Origin of the sequence: Bacillus cereus group sp. N14 (assembly GCF_016483555.1) — a bacterium.
In the GTDB taxonomy this organism is placed as follows: domain Bacteria; phylum Bacillota; class Bacilli; order Bacillales; family Bacillaceae_G; genus Bacillus_A; species Bacillus_A wiedmannii.
The window spans coordinates 90,918-110,669 of sequence record NZ_JAEHBQ010000003.1 but is presented as its reverse complement, the minus strand read 5'-3'; the positions used below and the strand labels follow the sequence as shown (position 1 = coordinate 110,669).

The window sequence follows — 19,752 nt, the reverse complement described above, 5'->3', positions numbered from 1 at the left end:
CCTTTATTGTACAGGGTACCCATGTATATTTCCTTTACCATCCATATGAACCTTTACCCTCGTTTCTCCATTTTTCCCTGCTCCCCACTGCGATTTGGTTGAGACATTATTCCCATGACCAGGAACATGTTTACCCTGTTTTCCTGCATCAACTTTTGGAGCACCTGAAACGCCAGCATCAACATGCCCTTGACTTGCTAGTTTATCATTTTTTCCAATGTTCCCTGCTACACTGGCTCCCTGACCATCAACACCTGTACCCTTACCCCCACCAGAAGACTGGATTTTTTGAATAGTATCCTTAGTATTTTGAATCGATTTATCCCATACAAATCCACCATGTGCAAAAAGACTAGCCCCAGCAGCTGTTGCTGCTATATCTAATGGAATAACAATTGGTGATGCTAACCCACCAGTTCCTACTTCTGCCACAATAGTTAAGAAATTCGATCCGCCTATGAGCGAAATAGCTTCAAACATTTCTACAATGGAACCGGCTATTTAATAATATTGTCCTGCTTTTTCTAATGTTTTTTGACATTGAAAAGCATACTATATAACTGCAATTGAAGCCTATGTGCATATACTGTTAGCTTTAATTCATAAAAATAATTTCTATAAATTTATAGCATACCTTTCAATTAAAAAAGCACTTTATTGCCTCAAATAGACAACAAAGTGCTTTAAGTTCATATGTTTTTAAGTAGCATAAATTTGTAAGTTTTGTAGTAACAGTATGACACCTTTTGTATATCATGACAACTACTACGTTAAAACTTACGAGTTTGTACGAGTTCGCTAGTTTTTTGTCCATTCCATGTGTTTATATTCATCACCCAGTAAAATGTCATCTCGCCTAAGCTCGTACTTCGTTTTCTATTCTATTATTGCACATAATACTCTATGATGGTATTCCCTTCATGAAGTACGTATTTTCAAATACCTTATTATTTTTAAGTTAAATGCAAATATACTTCAGTATTCGTTTCTGTATATGTGCTTATGCACATTTAATTTTAGCATCACAAGCTTAGTCGTTCTCATATATAAAGACAAACAGTTAGTTTTATTTTCCTCTCTCTTCAATGTCCTGTATTATTACCCAATCAATACCATCTTCCAACTCATTTTCAAGTTCTTCTAACAACTTAAACCCTTCTTGTTCAATACCAGCATCATATCCATAAACTTCAAAATATCTTTTCTTATATTTTGTATACCAATAATATTTACTGTACAATATGGTATTTTTATCTTCTTTTTCCACTAAATCTATTACATTATTAGTAAAGAACTCATAATAACTTAAAAATCTCTTTAATTTTTCATCACTAATATCCTTTCTAACGACTAAGTTATCTTTTTCTAGTTCAATCATTTTCTTCAATTCTAATTCACTTATTATTTTCATAGTGCTACCCCTTTCTATTCTGGATAATACTTCACTTCTATATCAATATCCATTTTCTTAAATAACCTTTTTAGTTGTTCTACAGCTTTTTCTTCAGATACTAACCATTTTTATCAATATCTAGTAAAAATGTTGAGAAAGCGGACGGTTTATTTTCAACCTTTATTTCATCAAGCTTCTCCTGCCAACAATTAATAATCACTGCCACATGCTGATGTTTATGTAAGTCTACACCCACATAAATGTGTTTCTGTTTTTCATGCATGGTTCATCCTCCTATTCAGCTGTCAATTATTGAATGAAAATGCCGGAAACCTTAGTTCGAGCGTTCACCATCCGATGCGCATTGGTACGAAAGCCTATCCATTTTCACCTTTACATAGGGATATATAAGAAAATGTGTCCCTTTTTTAAGTAACCTTTTAAATTATTGCTTCATGTTTTCCATTTGCCTGTATTTGTCCGTATGTATATATCCCTTGATAAAAACTTTCTCGGTCTAAAATGCGTTTCACTTGCACTTTCGTAAATGCTTTCCCTTGGGTTGTTTGATAGCCTTCTTTATTCAATGCTTCTGCATGATTGTTATGTATCTTTAGTTCCTTTTCACCTTTTTGTTTCATATAGCCAAATGTTACCCTTCCCCCTGCATATCCACCTTCTTTTGCCTTTTTATTTCTTCCTTTCGTTAGCTTCAGCGCTATTTCAAGCCGTTGGTATTGGTCTAATAACTCCATTAAGCCATTGACCAAAAAATCGTTTGGGTCTTTTTTGTGAATGCTGTAAAATGGCTGTTCAATGCTTTTAATGTCACAGCTATATTTCTTCAGCTCTCGTTGTATCAGTACCTTCACAATATCTGACCGCCATAATCAGCTTGTGTTCAGCACCACCACATAATCAATTTGGACAGACGAAAGGTGAGCCAACATCTCCTGTAAGCCCACCCTGTCTATTTCGAATGCTTCTTCATTTAGTTTTGCGCCACTAATTCCTTCATCTCTAAAAATATGTATCAAGTTTAAGTCTTGTTCCTTACAATATGCTTTAATTTCCTCTTCTTGATATTTCAAGCTATATCCATCTCTTGCCTGCCTTTGAGTTGAGACTCGTATATACCCAACAACGTTCAACTTTTCACCCTCCCGTTACATAAATTGTAATTTTCGTAACGCTTTTTAACGAATAGCGAGTATTATACGACCTTCTCTTGTAAAAATACAACCCAAAACTTTAAGCCAAGGTAGCACAAGCAAACACCTTCACTTTATCCATTGTTTATCGCCACGAGCTTTGTCAATCTCGTTAGTTTTTTACCCACTCCATATAATAACTACCCCTGCCTTGTAAAATGCCATCTCGCCTATTTATCGTACTTATCACTCTATCCGAGTATTAAAACCAAACTCCATGATGGTACTACCATCATGAGCTCTCGATTCTCAAGCAAAACATTTTCTTATTGTCTCACTCAATTATCAACTGTTTTAATATAAATTAAAGTAAAAAACCTTGAGAGGCATTTAGCCAATCAAGGTCCTTATATTGTGCTATATCTCTTAAATACCTATATCTAAAAATTTATAAAATCATGAGCAGGCAATTAAGATTCAATAGTTGTTCGATCAACAAAATTTTGATTTTCTTTAATAATCATTCTTGAAAGTCGTCTTCCTGCTCTCTTAAAGAAGAATTCATCAGCGAACTCTTGTGAATCAATTTGCGATAGTTGGTTGATAACTCCATTTATTTTATCATATTCAATTCGTCCCATTAAATCTTCATTCGGTCCATATTGATAAACCACCCTCTCTTCATCCTCAAATTCCTTCAACATTAAAACAAAAACTGCCATGAATCTTCACTCCTCATAGTTTTTCTCCCAATTCCATGGTCTTCCAGATTCTATAGTTTTGTCATGAGCTGTTCTATAATTAGTCTGGAATATACCCTCAAATTTTGACTCGAAAATTTCGTGATGTAATAATTGTATATCAGAATCTACTTGTTTCCCATCTATCAATCTTTGCCATGCTTGAGCTAGTTCGTAGTCCGGATCAAATCTCCCAACTCCATGATCCTTTATATGAGAGTTATTAAAAACATGATCTTTAATCCTTTGTATTCTAGCAACAGAAAAGCCTGTATTTTTAGCAATTGCATTCACATCTTCTGTTCCTAGATTTCTAAATTTTTCATACATTTCTTCTGCAATAGCTTCTTCCTTAAAGAACTGCTCTGGGGATATATTTCTTCCACCAGTTTCAGCATATTGTATAGAATTACCCGTACCCTTAGCACCATCTTTTGACTTCGCAAACTTATAATAAGCTTCTATCAATTCACCTTGAGGTATTTTGGTTACAATAGTTCCACCAACACTAGAGAATGCATAGGACGCATCCCTCTTAAATGATTGTAACATTTCAAGCGTTGGCTTCAATTCTTTTGCTAGTTTTACTGCATTAGCAATTGTACTTATTCCACTTGATGCTTTTGCTCCTTTTGCGATATGGCCTATTTTTATTTAGTGCCTTATCGCCTAATATTGTGGTAGCTATTTGCCTTGATCCAAGGAGAGATATAATATTTGTTATTCAAATCCATAAAAAGAAATCAACACTTATGAATTGTGATTTCTTTTAACAGATAACTATTTTCCTGTAAGGTTTGTCGCTATATTTGAATATCAATTTACTATCATAATTTTTTGATTCACACGTGAAATTTCTCAAAGAATAAAACCTTTTAGTTTACTAAAAAACCTTGAAAGGCACATAGCCAATCAAGGTTAAATAACTACTCAACATTTACTGAAACAAATGTAGTTTCATCACTTGGAAAATCATCAGGAAATGCATTGCATATTAATTCTTTCGTTATTATTTGATATAAAAATTCTACCATCGTAAGTGAGTAAGTATAATTCTCTGGTGATCTCGATTCGTATACCACAATTTTCCATTCATCAGGTTTTCCATCTGTTAACCAGTGCAATTCATCACCATTATCAGTGTATGCCCATGGAAGTATCCCCCCACTTGAAGGGTAAACATCATGTTTATAATATTGCGGAAAATTTTTCTTAGATTGAATATATGAATCTGTCATTTCCTTCTGCCTACCAAGATAATTTACATTTTCATCGTTTACAAAAGGAGTTAATATCCACAAGAAATTGTCAATACCGCCTGTGCCATAAATTTCAATAAATTTTACATAGTCTGTAGGCAATTCCGTACCAAGAGCGCCGAAAAATTTTCCCCATTGTTCTTTATCCCCAGTTTTTTGTGGGAATTCTGGAGGAGGGAGAATTTTAATTAACTTATCCAAATAAATCGACTCCTATTTTTTATTTATTATTGTAACATCTAAAGAAAAATCATTTGTTCCCCTTGCTTTTAACGTAACACCTTTATGCATTAAATTATTGCTCCCGTAGATCGAAATTGATTGGCTAGTTCTGCTACTAGTACGAATCATGTCCTGTGTAATTGTTGCATTAAACATAGGATTTTTAGGTTGCAAAGAAATATTAGGCACTCTTTCCTTTATACTATCTGTAAACTCATCTATGCTACTTTGAGCAAAAAACTCTGATTTATCAATACCATTAACATTCACTTCTGCTAGAGCAAAGTTCCCAGACTTTTTATATCCACTAGTCAAATTTCCTCTTAGTTCTTTCACTCTATCAATTATATGTGCTTCTGCTACTGAATCTATTTGCCTCGTTGGATACACTTTTCCCGTACCCTTAGCACCATCTTTTGACTTCGCAAACTTATAATAAGCTTCTATCAATTCACCTTGAGGTATTTTGGTTACAATAGTTCCACCAACACTAGAGAATGCATAGGACGCATCCCTCTTAAATGATTGTAACATTTCAAGCATTGGCTTCAATTCTTTTGCTAGTTTTACTGCATTAGCAATTGTACTTACTCCACTTGATGCTTTTGCTCCTTTTGCGATATGACCGATTTTATTTTGTGACTCATCGCCCAATAAAATGTCATCTCGCCTATGCTCGTACTTTGTTTTTATACCCTAGTATTGCACACAGTACTCCATGATGGTACAACTATCATGAGTCTTTGCTTTTTAATAGCCTGCTTCTTTTTCTTTCCACTTCAAAAATAAGTTCTTTATTTCTCATTTGTCTTATATGCCTGTGTATAATTACTTTAACACTGTAAGCTTTGTCATTCTTGTGTGTAAAATATAAGATTAAAAACTTAATTATGTTAAATCTGGTAGTTTTGGCATTTTAATAGTTTAAGAAGTAATAAATGCTATGAATGAACGTAGAACAAAAGGGAAGGTGGTTTCTAATCCGTCAACTGGATTGGCATACTTTGAAACAGAAGTATTGACAAATGGTGAGCTGGATAAAATTACAGCTTGGATGGATGATAGCGATTGGTGGTACGAGTATATTAAAAAATAAACATTTGAAAGGAAAAACATATTAAGGCTTATAAGCTAGCTCTTTTTTTGGGATGATATACTCCATGAGAGTAATGATAATCTGTTTTTCATTTGCTTTTGAAATCGGATTAGTTTTATTAGGAACATTGTAATGATCAAGATTTACAATATCATAGTAGTGTATTGATCTTAAAGCACAGAAAGAATAGTTCTCCTTACCGCTAGGCATTTTTACTGAACCTTCAAATGCACCATTTTAGTCTCCGATTGAAAATAGTCTTTCTCGTCTCTGTAATGCTTCCTCACATAATCTTTTGATATTTAATATACAAACTGAAGCTTCATCACCAAACCCTTCCAATAATTTACTATCCAATAGATTAACACAAGTTGCAATTATATTTTTTATATCATTTTCATCAAAAATTGTATCGTCATAAGGATCTATTCCATATAGAGGCTGAATATCAAAAGAAACCTTGTTTCTAATATAGTATAGATAGTTTTGAAGCTCATCATCGAATTCCACACATTTTGATTTAAAATTAATGCTATCCATATTTTTTCCGATGTAAAAGTCTAAACTCATATTATAATCCTCCTATTTTTTAGGGAACGCAGTTATTACATTTCCATTCTTATCAATAACTACTTTCAAAGTGCTAACAGGCCTTCCATTAGCTTTAATACCAATGGGTTGTCTGAAAGTTTGTTCGAATATATATCCTTCTCTCCCAAAAGTATTTTGCTTAACTAACACACCATTTCCTTTTAATGTACTATCTATTCCGGCCCTTATATCAAAGTCAGAATTAAATTTTGATTTGTTTGCAAAAGCTGGATTATTGGTATTACTTCCATGCCTTTCTAAAATATGATTAGTATATACTCTATTATGTAAGGTATAATTGTCAGCTACATCGAACACCTTTTTAAGTTGAGATTTTGGTTTTTTACTAGGATTACCTGTATTTTTAGAATTATTTCTTTCTTTATCGAGCTTTTTAGTCTCTTTAACTTTATTAACACGCTCTCTAGAAGATGGAGAAGACTCGAATTTTTGAAGAGTCTCCTTAACATTTTGAATCGATTTATTCCAAACAAACCCATCAGTTCCTACTTCTGCCACGAAAGTTTAAAAATTAGATTCGCCTATGAGCGAAATACCTTCAAACATTTCTACAGTGGACCCGGTTATTGAATAATATTATCCTGCTTTTTCTAATGTTTCTTGACGTTGAAAAACATACTATGTAACAGCAATTGAAGCCTGTGTGTATGTGAAATACGAGGTACAAAAGAGTATTCGCTTAAATAATAATTTTCAATTTAAATCAACAAAAGAGACCTCAAATGTGAAGTCTCTCTTGTTGATTATTTTCCATAAGTAACTCGCCATTTATTTGTTTATTTTAAGACAGATAACGTGGTTCATTCAAATATATATCCTAAAGAAAAATTTTTTCCTGCCGTCATAATCTAGTAGAATAGATTCAATTAATTCTTATTAATTGCGATAAATTCACTAGGAATCTCATCTGCTAACCAAACTTTTTCATTTCCTAAATAAAATTTAACGCCTTCTTCCCTAGCTTTTTCAGTATTAACTTCTAAAATAATAGGATGCTTATCTTTTCTTTTTCCCACTAATTCAGCAGTTATAATATCTTCAGAAAGATGGACATATTGTCTAGACATAGGTGATAACCCATTTGATTCAATAGAATTTAAAAAGCGAGGAGATGTACCATGATAAAGAAATTCAGGTGGAACTCCTTCTTCCTTTACTATTTTCATGGGAATAGAATGTCCATACAAGGCACGAATTTTATTTTCTTTTAGCTCATGCCTTTTTTTCTCAGATTTCTCAATCATTATTTTTAAATCTTCTATCTTCACATCTCTCCATTCAATGGATTGGTGAAGTGCGTGTAAAAGTTGCTCAACAGAAACCCACCCATTCTCGTCTAACTCCAATTCGTATTCCCATGGAGCATGACGTAAAGCATAAGATACTTCTTTACTTAAATCATTAAATATTTTTTGATTATTCAATTTCTTCACTCCGGTTGTAATCTATCATTTCTTTCATAGCAACTTCGACCCAATCCCAAAAGTCATCAAATTCTTTTCTTTGTTCAAAACCTTCAGAAGCAAAATCATGAATAAGTTGAACTTTACTTCCTTTGCCAATCTCAAAACACGCAATGTCATCGTTGTCATCTCTTCTAGCAAAAGGAATTAAATTTCTTTTTGGATATCTTTCCTTTAAATCATGATACCTTCTAGTAGCCTGTTCAGATTCAATTAAATACCATACATCAAAATCAACTAAATTCAATTCCACGAATTTTTGGTAAGATTCAGGATATACATATATATCTTTATCAACGTAATACTTTTCCATAGCTATAGCACTTCTTTCTATTTCATTTTTTCTAACTCAAATGAACCCATTGGATTATTATTTCTAAAACTAGTCTTTTGCTTTAGAACTCTTAAGTCTAGAGCTTCTCCCCAAGTTCTAGGTACTCACTTTTTAGTTGTAAATCTATCAATCAGGTTTGTTGGAAGTGGATCTTTATAGTTTCTAATAGTTGCTTGAACTTCTATTCCAACCTCTCTAGCTGCAGCAATATTGTCTTCCTGCTCTTGTAAGTTCAATTGTTGTTCTTGCAAAGTAAATTGTTTCATCTTGGTTTGCCAGCTTGTACTTCTATAATCTCTTGAGTTCGTCTCATTGTTTCTTTAAAGAGTCGACATTGATTTCTATTAGATATCCTAAGTACACTCATACTCTCATCTGCCTCTTATTCTTGCAACCAATTTCGTACCACTGATGAACACTCTTTACAGGTGTTAAAAACATAGAAAAACCTTGATTGGCATATATGCCAATCAAGGTCTCAGTTTATATACCACCTATTATTTACACATTTCTCTTTCCCATACTCTTTTTCCGTCAGTTAAAAACACTGCACTTGGCGGATCATCATAGAGAGAAATTTCAACCAATGAACTTTTTTCTTGTTTTAGCCAATTATATACAGTACCTTCGTTTGTATTAGGTCGAGATAAAATATTATTTACTCTAAATACAGCTGCATCATATTCTGTATAATTTATATCATCCTCATCTAGTCCATTGTCTGTTTCAAAAACTGTATCTAGTTCTCCAATAATCCTCAATCCACTTTTCCATTCTAATATCATGTCACTATGTTCATAATTTATTAATGTTCCAATTAAAGAATCGTACCCCATTTGCATCCTCTTTTCTTATGATTTTTATGGTCTTGATGGTACTATATGAGCGCCATCTTTTCCATAATGAATCAACCCTTTAGTAGTCTCATGGTATTCACCAGTATTGCGGTCATAATATTTTCCTATTGGCTCACCAAAGTCTACTCTTTCTCTACCGTTTTTTAATAGTTCACCTTTCCCGGCGAACTTATCAAGCAATTCTTGTGCTATTTTATTATCGCCATAGAAAATGCTCTTATTTTTTCCATTTGCTAATTCTTGTTTATAGTTCGGTGTATCGGGAATATGCTTTTCTTGAGCTCCTGCTTTCACTTTTATTGGATAACCATTTACTTCACGGTATGGACCTTTAGGTACAGAATCTTTTCCATAAGAAGGTATTCGATTACTCGCACCCTTACCTCCACCAGAAGACTGGATTTTTTGAATAGTATCCTTAGTATTTTGAATCGATTTATCCCATACAAATCCACCATGCGCAAAGAGACTAGCCCCAGCAGCTGTTGCAGCTATATCTAATGGGATAACAATTGGTGATGCTAACCCCCCAGTTCCTACTTCTGCCACGATAGTAAAGAAATTAGATCCGCCTATGAGCGAGATACCTTCAAACATTTCTACAATGGACCCGACTATTGATATAACATTTCCAGCCAACCTTCCAGCTTGGTAAGTTGTCTTACTTTCTAATTTATCATTCTCATGTGGTTGTAGTCCAAAAAAGTTTTCTAGTGCTGCATCACCAGCACCTTGAAAAAATTCGATAACTCCATGCAAAAATGATTGCGCATAAATGGCTGTTTTTTCATGCCATGATCTATTGTCTTCCTGTTCTTGTAAGTTCATTTCTTGTTTTTGCAAAGTAATTTCTTTCATCTCGTTTTTTCGAGCTGTTTCTTCTATAATCCCCTGAATCGAACTCACCCAATCCATATTCAACCCTTGTGTACTAAACGTACCACTCACAGGGCTAAATCCTTTCCCGCTTTGTACTTCAGCGAGTCCGGCTGTGATGCTAGCCGCTAATTGGAGGGCGGTGCTGTAGTTGTTGCTGGATGAATGATTGAATTCATATAGACGCTCTAGTTTTTCTTCTAGTTTTTTTCTCATTGCAATTAAGACTGCAATAATTGCGTCTACTCCAGGCATTGGTGTAAGTACTTCGATTGCTTCTATACTTGCAATGGATTGATTGATTTCTTGTATTTGTTGTTTTATTTCATGTTCGATAACATCTGTTGAAGCAACTTTTGCTTGAAAATCGTTTGGAAATGCTTCGTTTTGGCGAATTAATTCTTCACATAAGCATATAATTCCTTGCGCTAATGGCCGAAATGTTTGGACAAGGTAGGCTTTTGCACTACTGTATGTTTGTCCTTGTAATACTGTATCTATCGCAAATGCATCAATAGATTGAATGGCTTGTTCCATACTTTGAATCGTAGCATTACATATAGCGTTCATACTTTGAGTTTGACTTTGTACTTCTCCCAAATACATGTTTAAACTCATGTATTGGCCTCCCTTTGTAGTTGCTGCTGTTCATAGGAAAGGTCGTTTTCTTTCTCACTGAGATGCCGTTTTTCTTTAAGCAACGTCTCTTTTTCGTTTTCTAATTCGAATGTAAGTTTTCTTTCATACTGTCCGATCTCTTGCCGCATATTCGTAAAAAGGTGATATGCTTCTTTGTCACCATACCAAGTTTCTAGTATTCGGTTAAATAAACGATTACTTCTATTTTTCCATTCATGAAAACTAGCCTCAGCTCGTTCTTGATTTTGCAGCGCCATTCGGTTTTCATTTTGTTCTTCAAATATAATTCGTAATTTTTGATTACATTGACTCATTCTCGTTTCAATTTCTTGACTCATCTTTTCTCCCTACCTTTTCCCCTTTACGTAGGCTATTACATTATTGAAAAGTCTTTTGAAGTCCGGTATCCATTTTCTCAAATTCATTTGCTACGGAATGGATATTATCAATCGTTTGTTGAAAAGCAGCGCAAAATTGTTTCGTGATCTGTAAATTTTGCTGATTTGCTTCTTGTGCTTTAAAGTTCACAGATAGTGTCGTACGCGTTGCCTTATTTATAGAGCGGCTAGTGGCACTTTGCATTCTATCTGAAGCATTTCTCATTTTCGTTGCAAGTTGCGTTGCCCTATGCAAATTACTCTGAAATTCTCCCATCACTTACTCCTCTCTACCATTTATTTACAAGTAAATTATACCACGGAAAAATATTCTAATAAACCGAATGTTCAAATTTAACACATAATTAATCACCGTTACTAAAGGTAAGAACAACACTTACCTTTCAACATAACTGTGTCGGAAGTAGGTTCTACTTATACAAAAAAGATGACCTCAGCTATACGCTAAAGTCATCTTTTTCTACCTTATTATTTCACTAACTCTCCATTATAAGCTTTTATATCAAGCGGAGCAGTTAAAAACTGTGCTGCTTTACTAACGAAAGATGTAAAGTGTTCACTCGTATTATGACTCGCAACTGCCTCTTCATCTTTCCATACTTCTACCATCGTATAAACACTTTCTTTTTCTGTATCTTTATATAAGTCATAAGATACATTTCCACTTTCTTCTCTTGAACCGTGAATGAGTGGCTGAATTTCTTCTAAAAATGATTGTTGTTTCGCTGGATCTACTTGAAATATTGCGTGAATAATAATCATGGTGCTTCCCCTCTCATCTTTCACTTATTGAAGTTCTTTTATAAAATTATTTCCACTCTGCAACTTTTTCAATTGGAAGACGTACTGATTGGTAACCACTGTCAGCAGCTTTTCCGATTGAAATTAACATAACTGGTACGTGACGTTCTTTATCTAATCCGAATGCTTCTGCGATTTGGTCTTTTTCAAATCCGCCAATTGGACAAGTGTCATAACCGTGAGCACGAGCTGCTAGCATAAATTGCATTGCTACAAGACCACCGTCAATTAGTACTGTATCTTTCATTACTTCTGGTGTAACCATTGAGAAGTAACCAGAAAGTTTTTTCATTTGATCTTCTTTTACTTCTGCTGGCATTAAACCGCGCTCTACTGCTGTACCGTAAATTTCTTCTGCGTTATCAAAGTTGTTTAAGTCACCAAATACAGCAACCATCGCTGAAGATGTTTCTACTTGAGATTGATTAAATTTCGCAAGTGGTGCAAGTGTTGCTTTTGCTTCGTCACTTTCAATAACAAGGAATCTCCATGGCTGCATATTTACTGAAGATGGTGCAAGTGTTGCTTCTGTAAGAATTTCTGTCATTTCTTCTTTGCTAATTTTCACTGAAGGATCGTACTTACGAATTGAACGGCGGCCTGTTAAAATTTCGTTAAAGTTATTTGTTTTTACTGAGTTAGTCATAGTTGAAGTCTCCCTTTTTTATAATTCTTTTATATTTTCTTGAATGTGATTTAACATATTTAAAAGATTATCGCGTTCTTCCTCACTTAATCCTTTAAATGCAGATGCTGCAAAACGTTCTTTTTCCTCTTGAAACGCCTGAATTTTATTTCGTCCCTCTTCTGTAAGAGAAACTAACGTAATTCTGTTATCATCTGGATTTTTACGCCTTACTATCATTTCATTTGCCTCAAGCTGCTTTAAATGCCTCGTTATCGCAGCATTATCAATATTCACTTCTTGCTGAAGTGCTTTTTGACTAATTTCACCTACTTCATATAACTGAAGTATAAGCTCTAATCGAGACTGGCTCATACCCGTACACCCTTCAAACTTCGAACTTACTTCTTTATTTAGAAAGTGTAATTTATATAAAATAATCGCTTCTTTTGAGCATGAACTTGTCATATTAACCCTCCTTTACATCCAAATCAAAAACGTTTGATGTATCAATAGTTGATATGTCAATTAATATAATCTATATCGATTTAGAATGCAAGCATTTTGTTTTCATTTATATTTTTCCAAATTAAGGCGCTTCGTCGCGTTACAAATAATGTTAATTGCACTATAATAGTACTAATTTAAATGACTGGAGAGTGATTGTAATGCGGCAATACACAAATAGAAATGAGGAAATAAAAATGGAAAATGAAATGAGGATATTCACATATGACAACAATAAATATAGGGATTGTTGCGCACGTAGACGCTGGCAAGACGAGTTTGACTGAGCGTATTCTTTATGAAACGAATGTGATTAAAGAAATTGGCCGAGTAGATAGTGGCAATACGCAAACTGACTCAATGGAATTAGAAAGACAGCGCGGAATTACGATTAAAGCATCTGTCGTTTCTTTTTTTATTGATGATATAAAAGTAAATGTCATTGATACACCTGGACACGCTGATTTTATCGCTGAAGTGGAGCGATCATTCCGCGTTTTAGACGGTGCAATTTTAGTTATTTCTGCCGTTGAAGGTGTGCAAGCACAAACAAAAATTTTAATGCGAACATTACAGAAACTAAATATCCCAACAATATTATTCGTAAATAAAATTGATCGTAGCGGTGCAAATACTGAAAAAGTTATGAAACAAATAAAAGAAATTCTTTCAAATGAAGCATTCCCTTTCTACTCTGCCCTATACGAAGGAACGAAAGAAGCCCGGATCATTGAGTACAAATCATATGACGATTGTATGGAACTGTTAGCACCATATAATGAATCATTACTTGAGTCATACGTAAATAACGAAATTGTACCGGACACTCTATTAAAAGAAGAACTCATTAAACAAATAGCGCAAGCAAATGTGTACCCAATCTTTTTCGGATCAGCCATAACAGGTATGGGTGTAACTGAACTGCTCGAAAATATTTCAGACCTAATTCCAGCTAATAAGCCTGCTGAAAATGAAACATTATCTGGTGTTGTTTTTAAAATTGAACGTGAATCTTCTGGGGAAAAGATTGCCTATGTAAAAGTTTTTTCTGGTAACTTACATGTTAGAAAATATATTGATATACAGCGCAATGAATCTCTCCCACATAAAGAAAAGATTAAAAAAATGTGCCTATTTCATAATGGAGATGCTTTACAAACTTCTACCGTTCCAAGCGGTGAATTTTGTAAAGTGTGGGGACTGAATGATATTAAAATTGGTGATATTATCGGTGAACGGACTGATTATATAAAAGACATTCACTTTGCCGAACCACAAATGGAAGCTGCCATCGATGCAGTACCAAAAGAACGAATTCATGACTTATACGCTGCTCTTATGGAACTATGTGAAGAAGATCCACTCATTAAAGTGTGGAAAGACAATGTTCATAATGAACTATACATTCGCCTTTTCGGTGAGGTGCAAAAAGAAGTCATTGAAACAACACTGTATGAGAAATATAATTTGCAGGTTACTTTTTCAAATACGCGAGTTGTATGCATTGAGAAACCAATTGGCGTAGGTAATAGCATGGAAGTAATGGGTGAAAAAGCGAATCCATTTTACGCAACAATTGGTTTTAAAATTGAACGTGGTGAACTTAACTCTGGCATAACGTATAAATTAGGTGTTGAGCTTGGTTCATTGCCTTTAGCATTTCATAAAGCAATTGAAGATACAGTATTTCAAACGTTAAAACAAGGTTTATACGGATGGGAAGTTACGGACATTTCTGTCACGTTAACACATACAGGTTATGCTAGTCCTGTTACAACAGCGAGTGACTTTAGAAATTTAACACCGATCGTATTAATGGATGCTTTAAAGCAAGCTGAAACATATGTATATGAACCAGTAAGTGAATTTGAATTAACTGTACCGGAGCACGCAATTAGTACTGCAATGTATAAGCTCGCTGCCGTTCCAGCAACTTTTGCAGAGCCTATATTCAATAACAATTCTTATCAGTTAACAGGGTCATTACCCGTTGCGAAAACAGAGAATTTTAAACGAATGCTTCATTCATTTACTGAAGGAGAAGGTATCTTCACAACAAATCCAGCTGGTTTCACAAAGCTGAAGCCTCCCTTCCCTACTCGAAAACGTGTTGATTATAATCCGCTGAACCGGAAAGATTATTTGCTTCATGTGTTGAAGGCTTATTAAATCATAAAAATATCAAAAAGCGTCCACTAATATGAAATGTGGGCGCTTTTTTTATAAACCATACTAAGGTAACGCTGGTTCAAACTCTCCAGTAATCGTTTGATATCCATTATTGTTCTCGTATTCCTGCTTCCGCTCTAACCCGAATTTTTCTAAAATAGGAAGGTCATTTGTTGAAAATACATAACTATTTTCTAATGCAACGTGTTCGTGCCACGCCCAGTTTGGTACGACAAAGAAATCTCCTTTAGACCAGTCGAAGCGAACGCCATTAATTATCGTATATCCTGATCCTTCATGCACATGATAGATTGATGCATGTGTATGGCGATGCGCTTTTCCTTTGAATCCCTTCGGTAATTTTTGCATCCAAGCTGCAATCGTTGGACATGCTGTTTCACCATTCGATGGATTTATATATTCAACCGCATAACCATCGTATGCATCTGGTTCAAAACGACTTAGTCCGTTAAGCGCCACTTCCGTCCCTGCCCATTTATAAGAACTAAGTGGAGCTTTCTTTGCATATCGGTCAGAAACTGGTCGAACCATTCCGCCTCCATAACGCTGAGCAGTATAATTATCCGGCACATTTGGCTGTTCAATTTTTTCTGGATACGGCTCAAAGAACGTACCGCCAAGATAATAAATGGTCGGAATATCAAGGCAATCCATCCAAATCATCGGTTTGTCACCTGTATGACCATGTCCGTGCCAAAGACCATTTGGCGTTGTTAAGAAGTCGCCCCGTTCCATGAAAATACGCTCTCCTTGCACAATTGAGTAAGCCCCTTCTCCCTCCATGACGAAACGTAATGCATTTTGAACGTGCCGATGTGATGGAGCAGTTTCACCTGGTTGTATCAATTGAACCGCTGCATATAACGTTTGTGTAGTCGAGGCCCACCCCCAAGGTTTTCTATAGTTAAGTCCTGGATTTTGTAAGTAAATGGCCCGGCGTTCTCCCCCTCGGTCTGGTGTAAATATTTGCGTTGCTTCCGTTAACTTTTTTTGGAGCAATTCAGATTTCCAAAGGTATGCTTGTGCATGTGGTTCTGGTGTATGTTTCATTAAATCAGGGATCGCATTCCAAAGTGGTCCGAGATGATATTGTTCTATATCACGATTGAAATCTTGTACGAGTGTACTTTCAAAAAAAGCATTTTTTTCCGCCATTTTATTTGCCTCCTTTATCGTTCATTAAACTTACATAAATTCCGTTCGATTTGTTTATAATGCTTTTCTGTATGTTCTACGATAAGGTGATTCACAATAAAATCAATCGACTTATTGTTAAAACGAGGATTACGACTCGGAGCCTGAATATGTAACTCTTCGTCTGTTAATGTGGTCAATACATTTTCTATCGTGAGCGGTATAGAAGACAGCTGCTGAATGACTTCTTCTATAGACTGATTATGAATATTCTCTTCTGAAACTGCTTGTAGGCGTACTTCATCCGTTAAACCACGGCCCCATAAGTTTTCGCGATTTATTTTAATATTGCTAATTTCTTTTGCCCAATACGGTATAGCTTCCGCTACATGTGTAATGATCTGCATAATTGACCATTCATCTTCTGAAGGTTTCCAATAAATGATTTCCTCTGGTAAAGTCTTAACAATCATTTTTATCTTATTGATTGATTCATAAATAGACTCGGCCGCATGGGCTTGTAAGTTTTTCGTCATAGCACTGGCACCTCTAACTTTTGTCTCACTTTATTTTCTAATACACCTACTCCATCAACTTCGATTCGAACGATATCTCCATCTTTAAGAAATACTTGCGGATTACGTGCAACTCCTACACCACCTGGCGTACCTGTTAAAATGACGTCCCCTGGCTCTAGTGTCATTAGACCGGATAAAAACGAAACGAGATATTGTACCGAGAATACTAAGTTAGCTGTATTAGACTGTTGACGTTTCTCTCCATTTACCGTTAATATGATTTCCAAACCAGATGGGTTCTTTAATTCATCTGAAGTAAGTAACCACGGTCCCATTGGGGCACTACCTTCAACTGTCTTCCCTTGGAGCCATTGAATTGTACGGCGCTGAATATCACGATAAGTAATATCATTTACAATTGTGTAACCAGCTACATATTGGAGGGCATCTCCTTCCGAAACATTTCGGGCACGCTTTCCAATTACAAAAGCAAATTCAGCTTCATAATCTAATTGTTCCGAAATCGGATAAAACGGAATATCATCTTGCGGACCAACTACTGTATTTGCAAATTTTGCAAAGATAACCGGAAAGGCAGGTAATTCTCGTTTCATTTCCAAAATATGTTCACGATAATTGTGACCTACACATATAATTTTTCCTGGCGAAGGTACCGGGGCCTCAATTTTCACTTCACCTTCTTCAAATACCAATTTTTCTTTATGATTTTTCATAAGTGCATAATCGATTGCCTCTTTTGCTAGATTCATACTTTCCGTACCACCTTGTAAGAATCCATTCATATCTTTTGGTATATACGCCTCTGCAATTTGAGTGGCCCGAAGGTTTCCCTCACTTGTCAGTTTTGCTTTATAAGCAGCATGCAAATCAATCAAATTCCCGTTTTCTAAAGCTGCAACTCTCGTTTCTCCATTATGTGTAAAAGTAACAAGTTTCATAGTAATCTCCCTTTCCTCTATATGATTGAAAGTTCTACCGTCTCAAATAATCGAAAACGATGATAGCGTTTAACTGTCTCGACTCACTTGTTATTACAAAAGATAAAAAGTATTTCGCTCTGGTCCAAGTGGTATATGTCCCAATTCTATTAACTCTACTATTGGTAGAAACACATTTTTTTCTTCAGCTAATTCAGCAGCACATGCAACAGTACTTATGTACATCGCATGCCCAACTAGAAATTTCAAACATTTTTCCTCTCCGAAATGTTTGAACGCTTTTTTATAAACACCATGAAAAACTGCTTCTGGTACTTTATCTACAACATCTATAAGAAGTTTTTCGTTACCTACACTTATAATTTTTTCTTTCAACTGATCCGGTACTTCTGCTAGCGTCCCCCATAAATCATTATCCTCAAATGAAATTCGTTCAATTGTCTCACTTAATTGGTTTCTTGAAATCCATTTCATTTCATATTCACTAATGTGTAGAGCACGCATAAATTGATCTAATTTTTTCTCAGCCTCTACATTTTGCTTTCCAATGTCGCTATACCAGTTCATCGTCATGAACCGCTCAATCATTCCATTTGCAGAACGCACATGAGAACCATACTTTTCTTCATTTATGAATTGAGACAAAGCCATTTCTTATCGCTCCTTTCACATTACTTATCCAATTTTTTATCATTTTAATATTTTGTCGTCAGTTCAGGAGGTCCGAATTTTGGTCCGTACGGTCCCTCATCAAGCCATCTGCCTAGCCTTGGCACGATAGATACTAATGAAGCAGCAATATCTCGTTTTAATTTCATTTCAGGAGAACTCCCTTGAAGATGATGAAGTGCTGTAGTTGATGCATCGCGGTTCCACTGCGCTGCAATTCGGCGTTCTTTTGCAGCTGCTTCAATTGCTTCTACTCGCTCTTCTTCAGAATGAGAATGTAGTGCTTTCTCAATTCCTCTTGCAGCAAGAACAGCATCTGGAATACCAGAATTTAATCCACGTGCTCCGAATGGGGCAAATAAGTGTGCTGCTTCTCCAGCTAGAAGAACACGACGTTTTTCGTCAGTAAACGAATTTGCCACTACTTGATGGAAACGATAAGAAGACACCCACGTAATTCTCTCCGCATATTTAGCATCCATGACTTTCGGCAACCATGTCTTTACACTTTCAATATTTGTATAATCATCTGGATTATCTGATTCAAGCAGTTGTAAATCGATACGCCACCCGCCTTTAAACGGAACAAACATTACATTTCTTCCTTCCATAGCTGGATGCTGATAATGGAATATTCTTTCTAAAGGAAGTGGATCTGTTTCATCTTCTTTTGCATCTACGACGATAAAAGTATCTGCTGTACGTGGACCTTCAAACTGTAATCCAGCTTGCTCTCTTACGATGGAACGTGCTCCATCACATCCAATTACATACTGCGCTTTTAATATTTCGTCATTTGTGATTGTTAGTTCTACTCCAGAATCTGTAATGTGTAACTTCTTGACCGGGGCATCCCAAAGGAATTCAACACCTTCTTTTATACACGCCTCATACATATGTTTTTCAATTTCATCTTGATGAAGAGCTGTGAAATGAGGTAATCGGTTAAACTTAAGGTTTTCATCCTTACCGTAATCTCTTACATATACTTCTTTCCCTTTATAAAATGTTCGTTTTACAGGCCAAATTATTCCGTTATGTGCAAGCGCGAAACCGAGACCTTCTGAAGTCTCTTCCAGTAGTTTTAACGAAGCACTATGCAAATAGATTGCTCTACTTCCCGGGCGTGGTCTTCCGAATGAATCTGCCTCAATTACTAAAGTTGATATCCCCTTCTTTTGTAATGCAAGTCCTGCTACAAGCCCGACTGGTCCCGCACCAACAACAATAGCATCATACTTTTTTTCTTTTCCCATCACTATCTCCCCCTTATTAACAATTTCTCGTTACGGTATTCTTACTCGTACTT

The 19,752-nt window shown here is 35.4% G+C and carries 22 protein-coding genes and 6 pseudogenes; 2 read left to right on the top strand and 26 right to left on the bottom strand.

Annotated features, from left to right (window positions below):
• Positions 1-3: 3 nt before the first annotated feature.
• From JDS82_RS06290 to JDS82_RS30335, 9 genes and pseudogenes are all read right to left on the bottom strand, one after another.
• Positions 4-501 (bottom strand): annotated as a pseudogene (locus tag JDS82_RS06290) (hypothetical protein); the annotation flags it as partial.
• 565 nt (positions 502-1,066) lie between these two features.
• The gene (locus tag JDS82_RS06285) at positions 1,067-1,411 is read right to left on the bottom strand and encodes a hypothetical protein (protein ID WP_000691896.1); all 345 of its coding nucleotides are present in this window, start codon (positions 1,409-1,411) and stop codon (positions 1,067-1,069) included.
• A 112-nt stretch (positions 1,412-1,523) separates the two neighbouring features.
• A pseudogene (locus JDS82_RS06280) lies at positions 1,524-1,676 on the bottom strand (IS110 family RNA-guided transposase); the annotation flags it as partial.
• Positions 1,677-1,833: 157 nt separating this feature from the next.
• A pseudogene (locus JDS82_RS06275) lies at positions 1,834-2,544 on the bottom strand (recombinase family protein).
• A gap of 470 nt (positions 2,545-3,014) precedes the next feature.
• Complete coding sequence (locus tag JDS82_RS06270; protein ID WP_000268085.1) at positions 3,015-3,266, bottom strand: hypothetical protein; 252 nt, start codon at positions 3,264-3,266, stop codon at positions 3,015-3,017.
• A 428-nt stretch (positions 3,267-3,694) separates the two neighbouring features.
• Positions 3,695-3,984 (bottom strand): annotated as a pseudogene (locus tag JDS82_RS29680) (cytoplasmic protein); the annotation flags it as partial.
• Between the two features lie 226 nt (positions 3,985-4,210).
• Positions 4,211-4,744, bottom strand: coding sequence for an SMI1/KNR4 family protein (locus JDS82_RS06260; RefSeq protein ID WP_098057007.1), 534 nt, complete (start codon positions 4,742-4,744; stop codon positions 4,211-4,213).
• A 12-nt stretch (positions 4,745-4,756) separates the two neighbouring features.
• Entirely contained in the window at positions 4,757-5,101 is a 345-nt protein-coding gene (locus JDS82_RS30340) for a deaminase domain-containing protein (protein WP_223267306.1), read from the bottom strand.
• A gap of 50 nt (positions 5,102-5,151) precedes the next feature.
• Positions 5,152-5,422, bottom strand: a pseudogene (locus JDS82_RS30335) (T7SS effector LXG polymorphic toxin); the annotation flags it as partial.
• A gap of 232 nt (positions 5,423-5,654) precedes the next feature.
• On the opposite strand from JDS82_RS30335, the pseudogene JDS82_RS06250 reads away from it, so the two are divergent.
• Positions 5,655-5,861: pseudogene (locus JDS82_RS06250) on the top strand (N-acetylmuramoyl-L-alanine amidase C-terminal domain-containing protein); the annotation flags it as partial.
• A gap of 237 nt (positions 5,862-6,098) precedes the next feature.
• On the opposite strand, the gene JDS82_RS29665 reads toward JDS82_RS06250, so the two are convergent.
• From JDS82_RS29665 to JDS82_RS06190, 12 genes are all read right to left on the bottom strand, one after another.
• Complete coding sequence (locus JDS82_RS29665) at positions 6,099-6,431, bottom strand: hypothetical protein (protein ID WP_016087338.1); 333 nt, start codon at positions 6,429-6,431, stop codon at positions 6,099-6,101.
• 12 nt (positions 6,432-6,443) lie between these two features.
• Positions 6,444-6,971: a hypothetical protein gene (locus JDS82_RS06240; RefSeq protein ID WP_098057009.1), complete on the bottom strand. Its 528-nt coding sequence runs from the start codon at positions 6,969-6,971 to the stop codon at positions 6,444-6,446.
• Positions 6,972-7,339: 368 nt separating this feature from the next.
• A complete protein-coding gene (locus JDS82_RS06235) occupies positions 7,340-7,897 on the bottom strand; it encodes an RNA 2'-phosphotransferase (protein WP_064057272.1) in 558 nt (185 codons plus the stop codon).
• The gene (locus JDS82_RS06230; protein WP_098057010.1) at positions 7,890-8,249 is read right to left on the bottom strand and encodes an SMI1/KNR4 family protein; all 360 of its coding nucleotides are present in this window, start codon (positions 8,247-8,249) and stop codon (positions 7,890-7,892) included. Before JDS82_RS06230 ends, JDS82_RS06235 begins: the two co-directional genes overlap by 8 nt.
• 125 nt (positions 8,250-8,374) lie before the next feature.
• Complete coding sequence (locus JDS82_RS29660; protein ID WP_242474882.1) at positions 8,375-8,536, bottom strand: hypothetical protein; 162 nt, start codon at positions 8,534-8,536, stop codon at positions 8,375-8,377.
• Positions 8,537-8,767: 231 nt separating this feature from the next.
• Positions 8,768-9,106 (bottom strand): hypothetical protein, encoded by a 339-nt coding sequence (locus JDS82_RS06220; protein ID WP_000540188.1) that lies wholly within the window; start codon positions 9,104-9,106, stop codon positions 8,768-8,770.
• Positions 9,107-9,130: 24 nt separating this feature from the next.
• Positions 9,131-10,621 (bottom strand): polymorphic toxin type 50 domain-containing protein, encoded by a 1,491-nt coding sequence (locus JDS82_RS06215; protein WP_098057011.1) that lies wholly within the window; start codon positions 10,619-10,621, stop codon positions 9,131-9,133.
• Positions 10,618-10,980 carry a DUF3958 family protein gene (locus tag JDS82_RS06210; protein WP_098057012.1) on the bottom strand — a complete coding sequence of 121 codons (363 nt, stop codon included), beginning with the start codon at positions 10,978-10,980 and terminating at the stop codon, positions 10,618-10,620. Before JDS82_RS06210 ends, JDS82_RS06215 begins: the two co-directional genes overlap by 4 nt.
• 40 nt (positions 10,981-11,020) lie before the next feature.
• Positions 11,021-11,296, bottom strand: coding sequence for a TIGR04197 family type VII secretion effector (locus JDS82_RS06205; protein WP_001988920.1), 276 nt, complete (start codon positions 11,294-11,296; stop codon positions 11,021-11,023).
• A 212-nt stretch (positions 11,297-11,508) separates the two neighbouring features.
• Positions 11,509-11,802: a putative quinol monooxygenase gene (locus JDS82_RS06200; RefSeq protein WP_070173393.1), complete on the bottom strand. Its 294-nt coding sequence runs from the start codon at positions 11,800-11,802 to the stop codon at positions 11,509-11,511.
• 46 nt (positions 11,803-11,848) lie between these two features.
• A complete protein-coding gene (locus JDS82_RS06195) occupies positions 11,849-12,487 on the bottom strand; it encodes a nitroreductase family protein (RefSeq protein WP_098057013.1) in 639 nt (212 codons plus the stop codon).
• Between the two features lie 18 nt (positions 12,488-12,505).
• The gene (locus tag JDS82_RS06190; protein WP_000204172.1) at positions 12,506-12,934 is read right to left on the bottom strand and encodes a MarR family winged helix-turn-helix transcriptional regulator; all 429 of its coding nucleotides are present in this window, start codon (positions 12,932-12,934) and stop codon (positions 12,506-12,508) included.
• 264 nt (positions 12,935-13,198) lie between these two features.
• Between JDS82_RS06190 and JDS82_RS06185 the strand changes: the two genes are divergently transcribed.
• A complete protein-coding gene (locus JDS82_RS06185) occupies positions 13,199-15,142 on the top strand; it encodes an elongation factor G (protein ID WP_098057015.1) in 1,944 nt (647 codons plus the stop codon).
• Positions 15,143-15,205: 63 nt separating this feature from the next.
• Here the strand turns inward: JDS82_RS06185 and JDS82_RS06180 are convergent, their stop codons facing one another.
• From JDS82_RS06180 to JDS82_RS06160, 5 genes are all read right to left on the bottom strand, one after another.
• Positions 15,206-16,318: a cupin domain-containing protein gene (locus JDS82_RS06180; protein ID WP_087984600.1), complete on the bottom strand. Its 1,113-nt coding sequence runs from the start codon at positions 16,316-16,318 to the stop codon at positions 15,206-15,208.
• A 14-nt stretch (positions 16,319-16,332) separates the two neighbouring features.
• Positions 16,333-16,833: a DinB family protein gene (locus tag JDS82_RS06175; RefSeq protein ID WP_098057016.1), complete on the bottom strand. Its 501-nt coding sequence runs from the start codon at positions 16,831-16,833 to the stop codon at positions 16,333-16,335.
• Positions 16,830-17,774 carry a fumarylacetoacetate hydrolase family protein gene (locus JDS82_RS06170; protein ID WP_098057017.1) on the bottom strand — a complete coding sequence of 315 codons (945 nt, stop codon included), beginning with the start codon at positions 17,772-17,774 and terminating at the stop codon, positions 16,830-16,832. Before JDS82_RS06170 ends, JDS82_RS06175 begins: the two co-directional genes overlap by 4 nt.
• 93 nt (positions 17,775-17,867) lie before the next feature.
• Positions 17,868-18,425, bottom strand: a complete 558-nt coding sequence (locus JDS82_RS06165) for a hypothetical protein (protein ID WP_087984597.1) — start codon at positions 18,423-18,425, stop codon at positions 17,868-17,870.
• 44 nt (positions 18,426-18,469) lie between these two features.
• Positions 18,470-19,699, bottom strand: a complete 1,230-nt coding sequence (locus JDS82_RS06160) for an FAD-dependent oxidoreductase (protein WP_087984596.1) — start codon at positions 19,697-19,699, stop codon at positions 18,470-18,472.
• Positions 19,700-19,752: the final 53 nt, after the last annotated feature.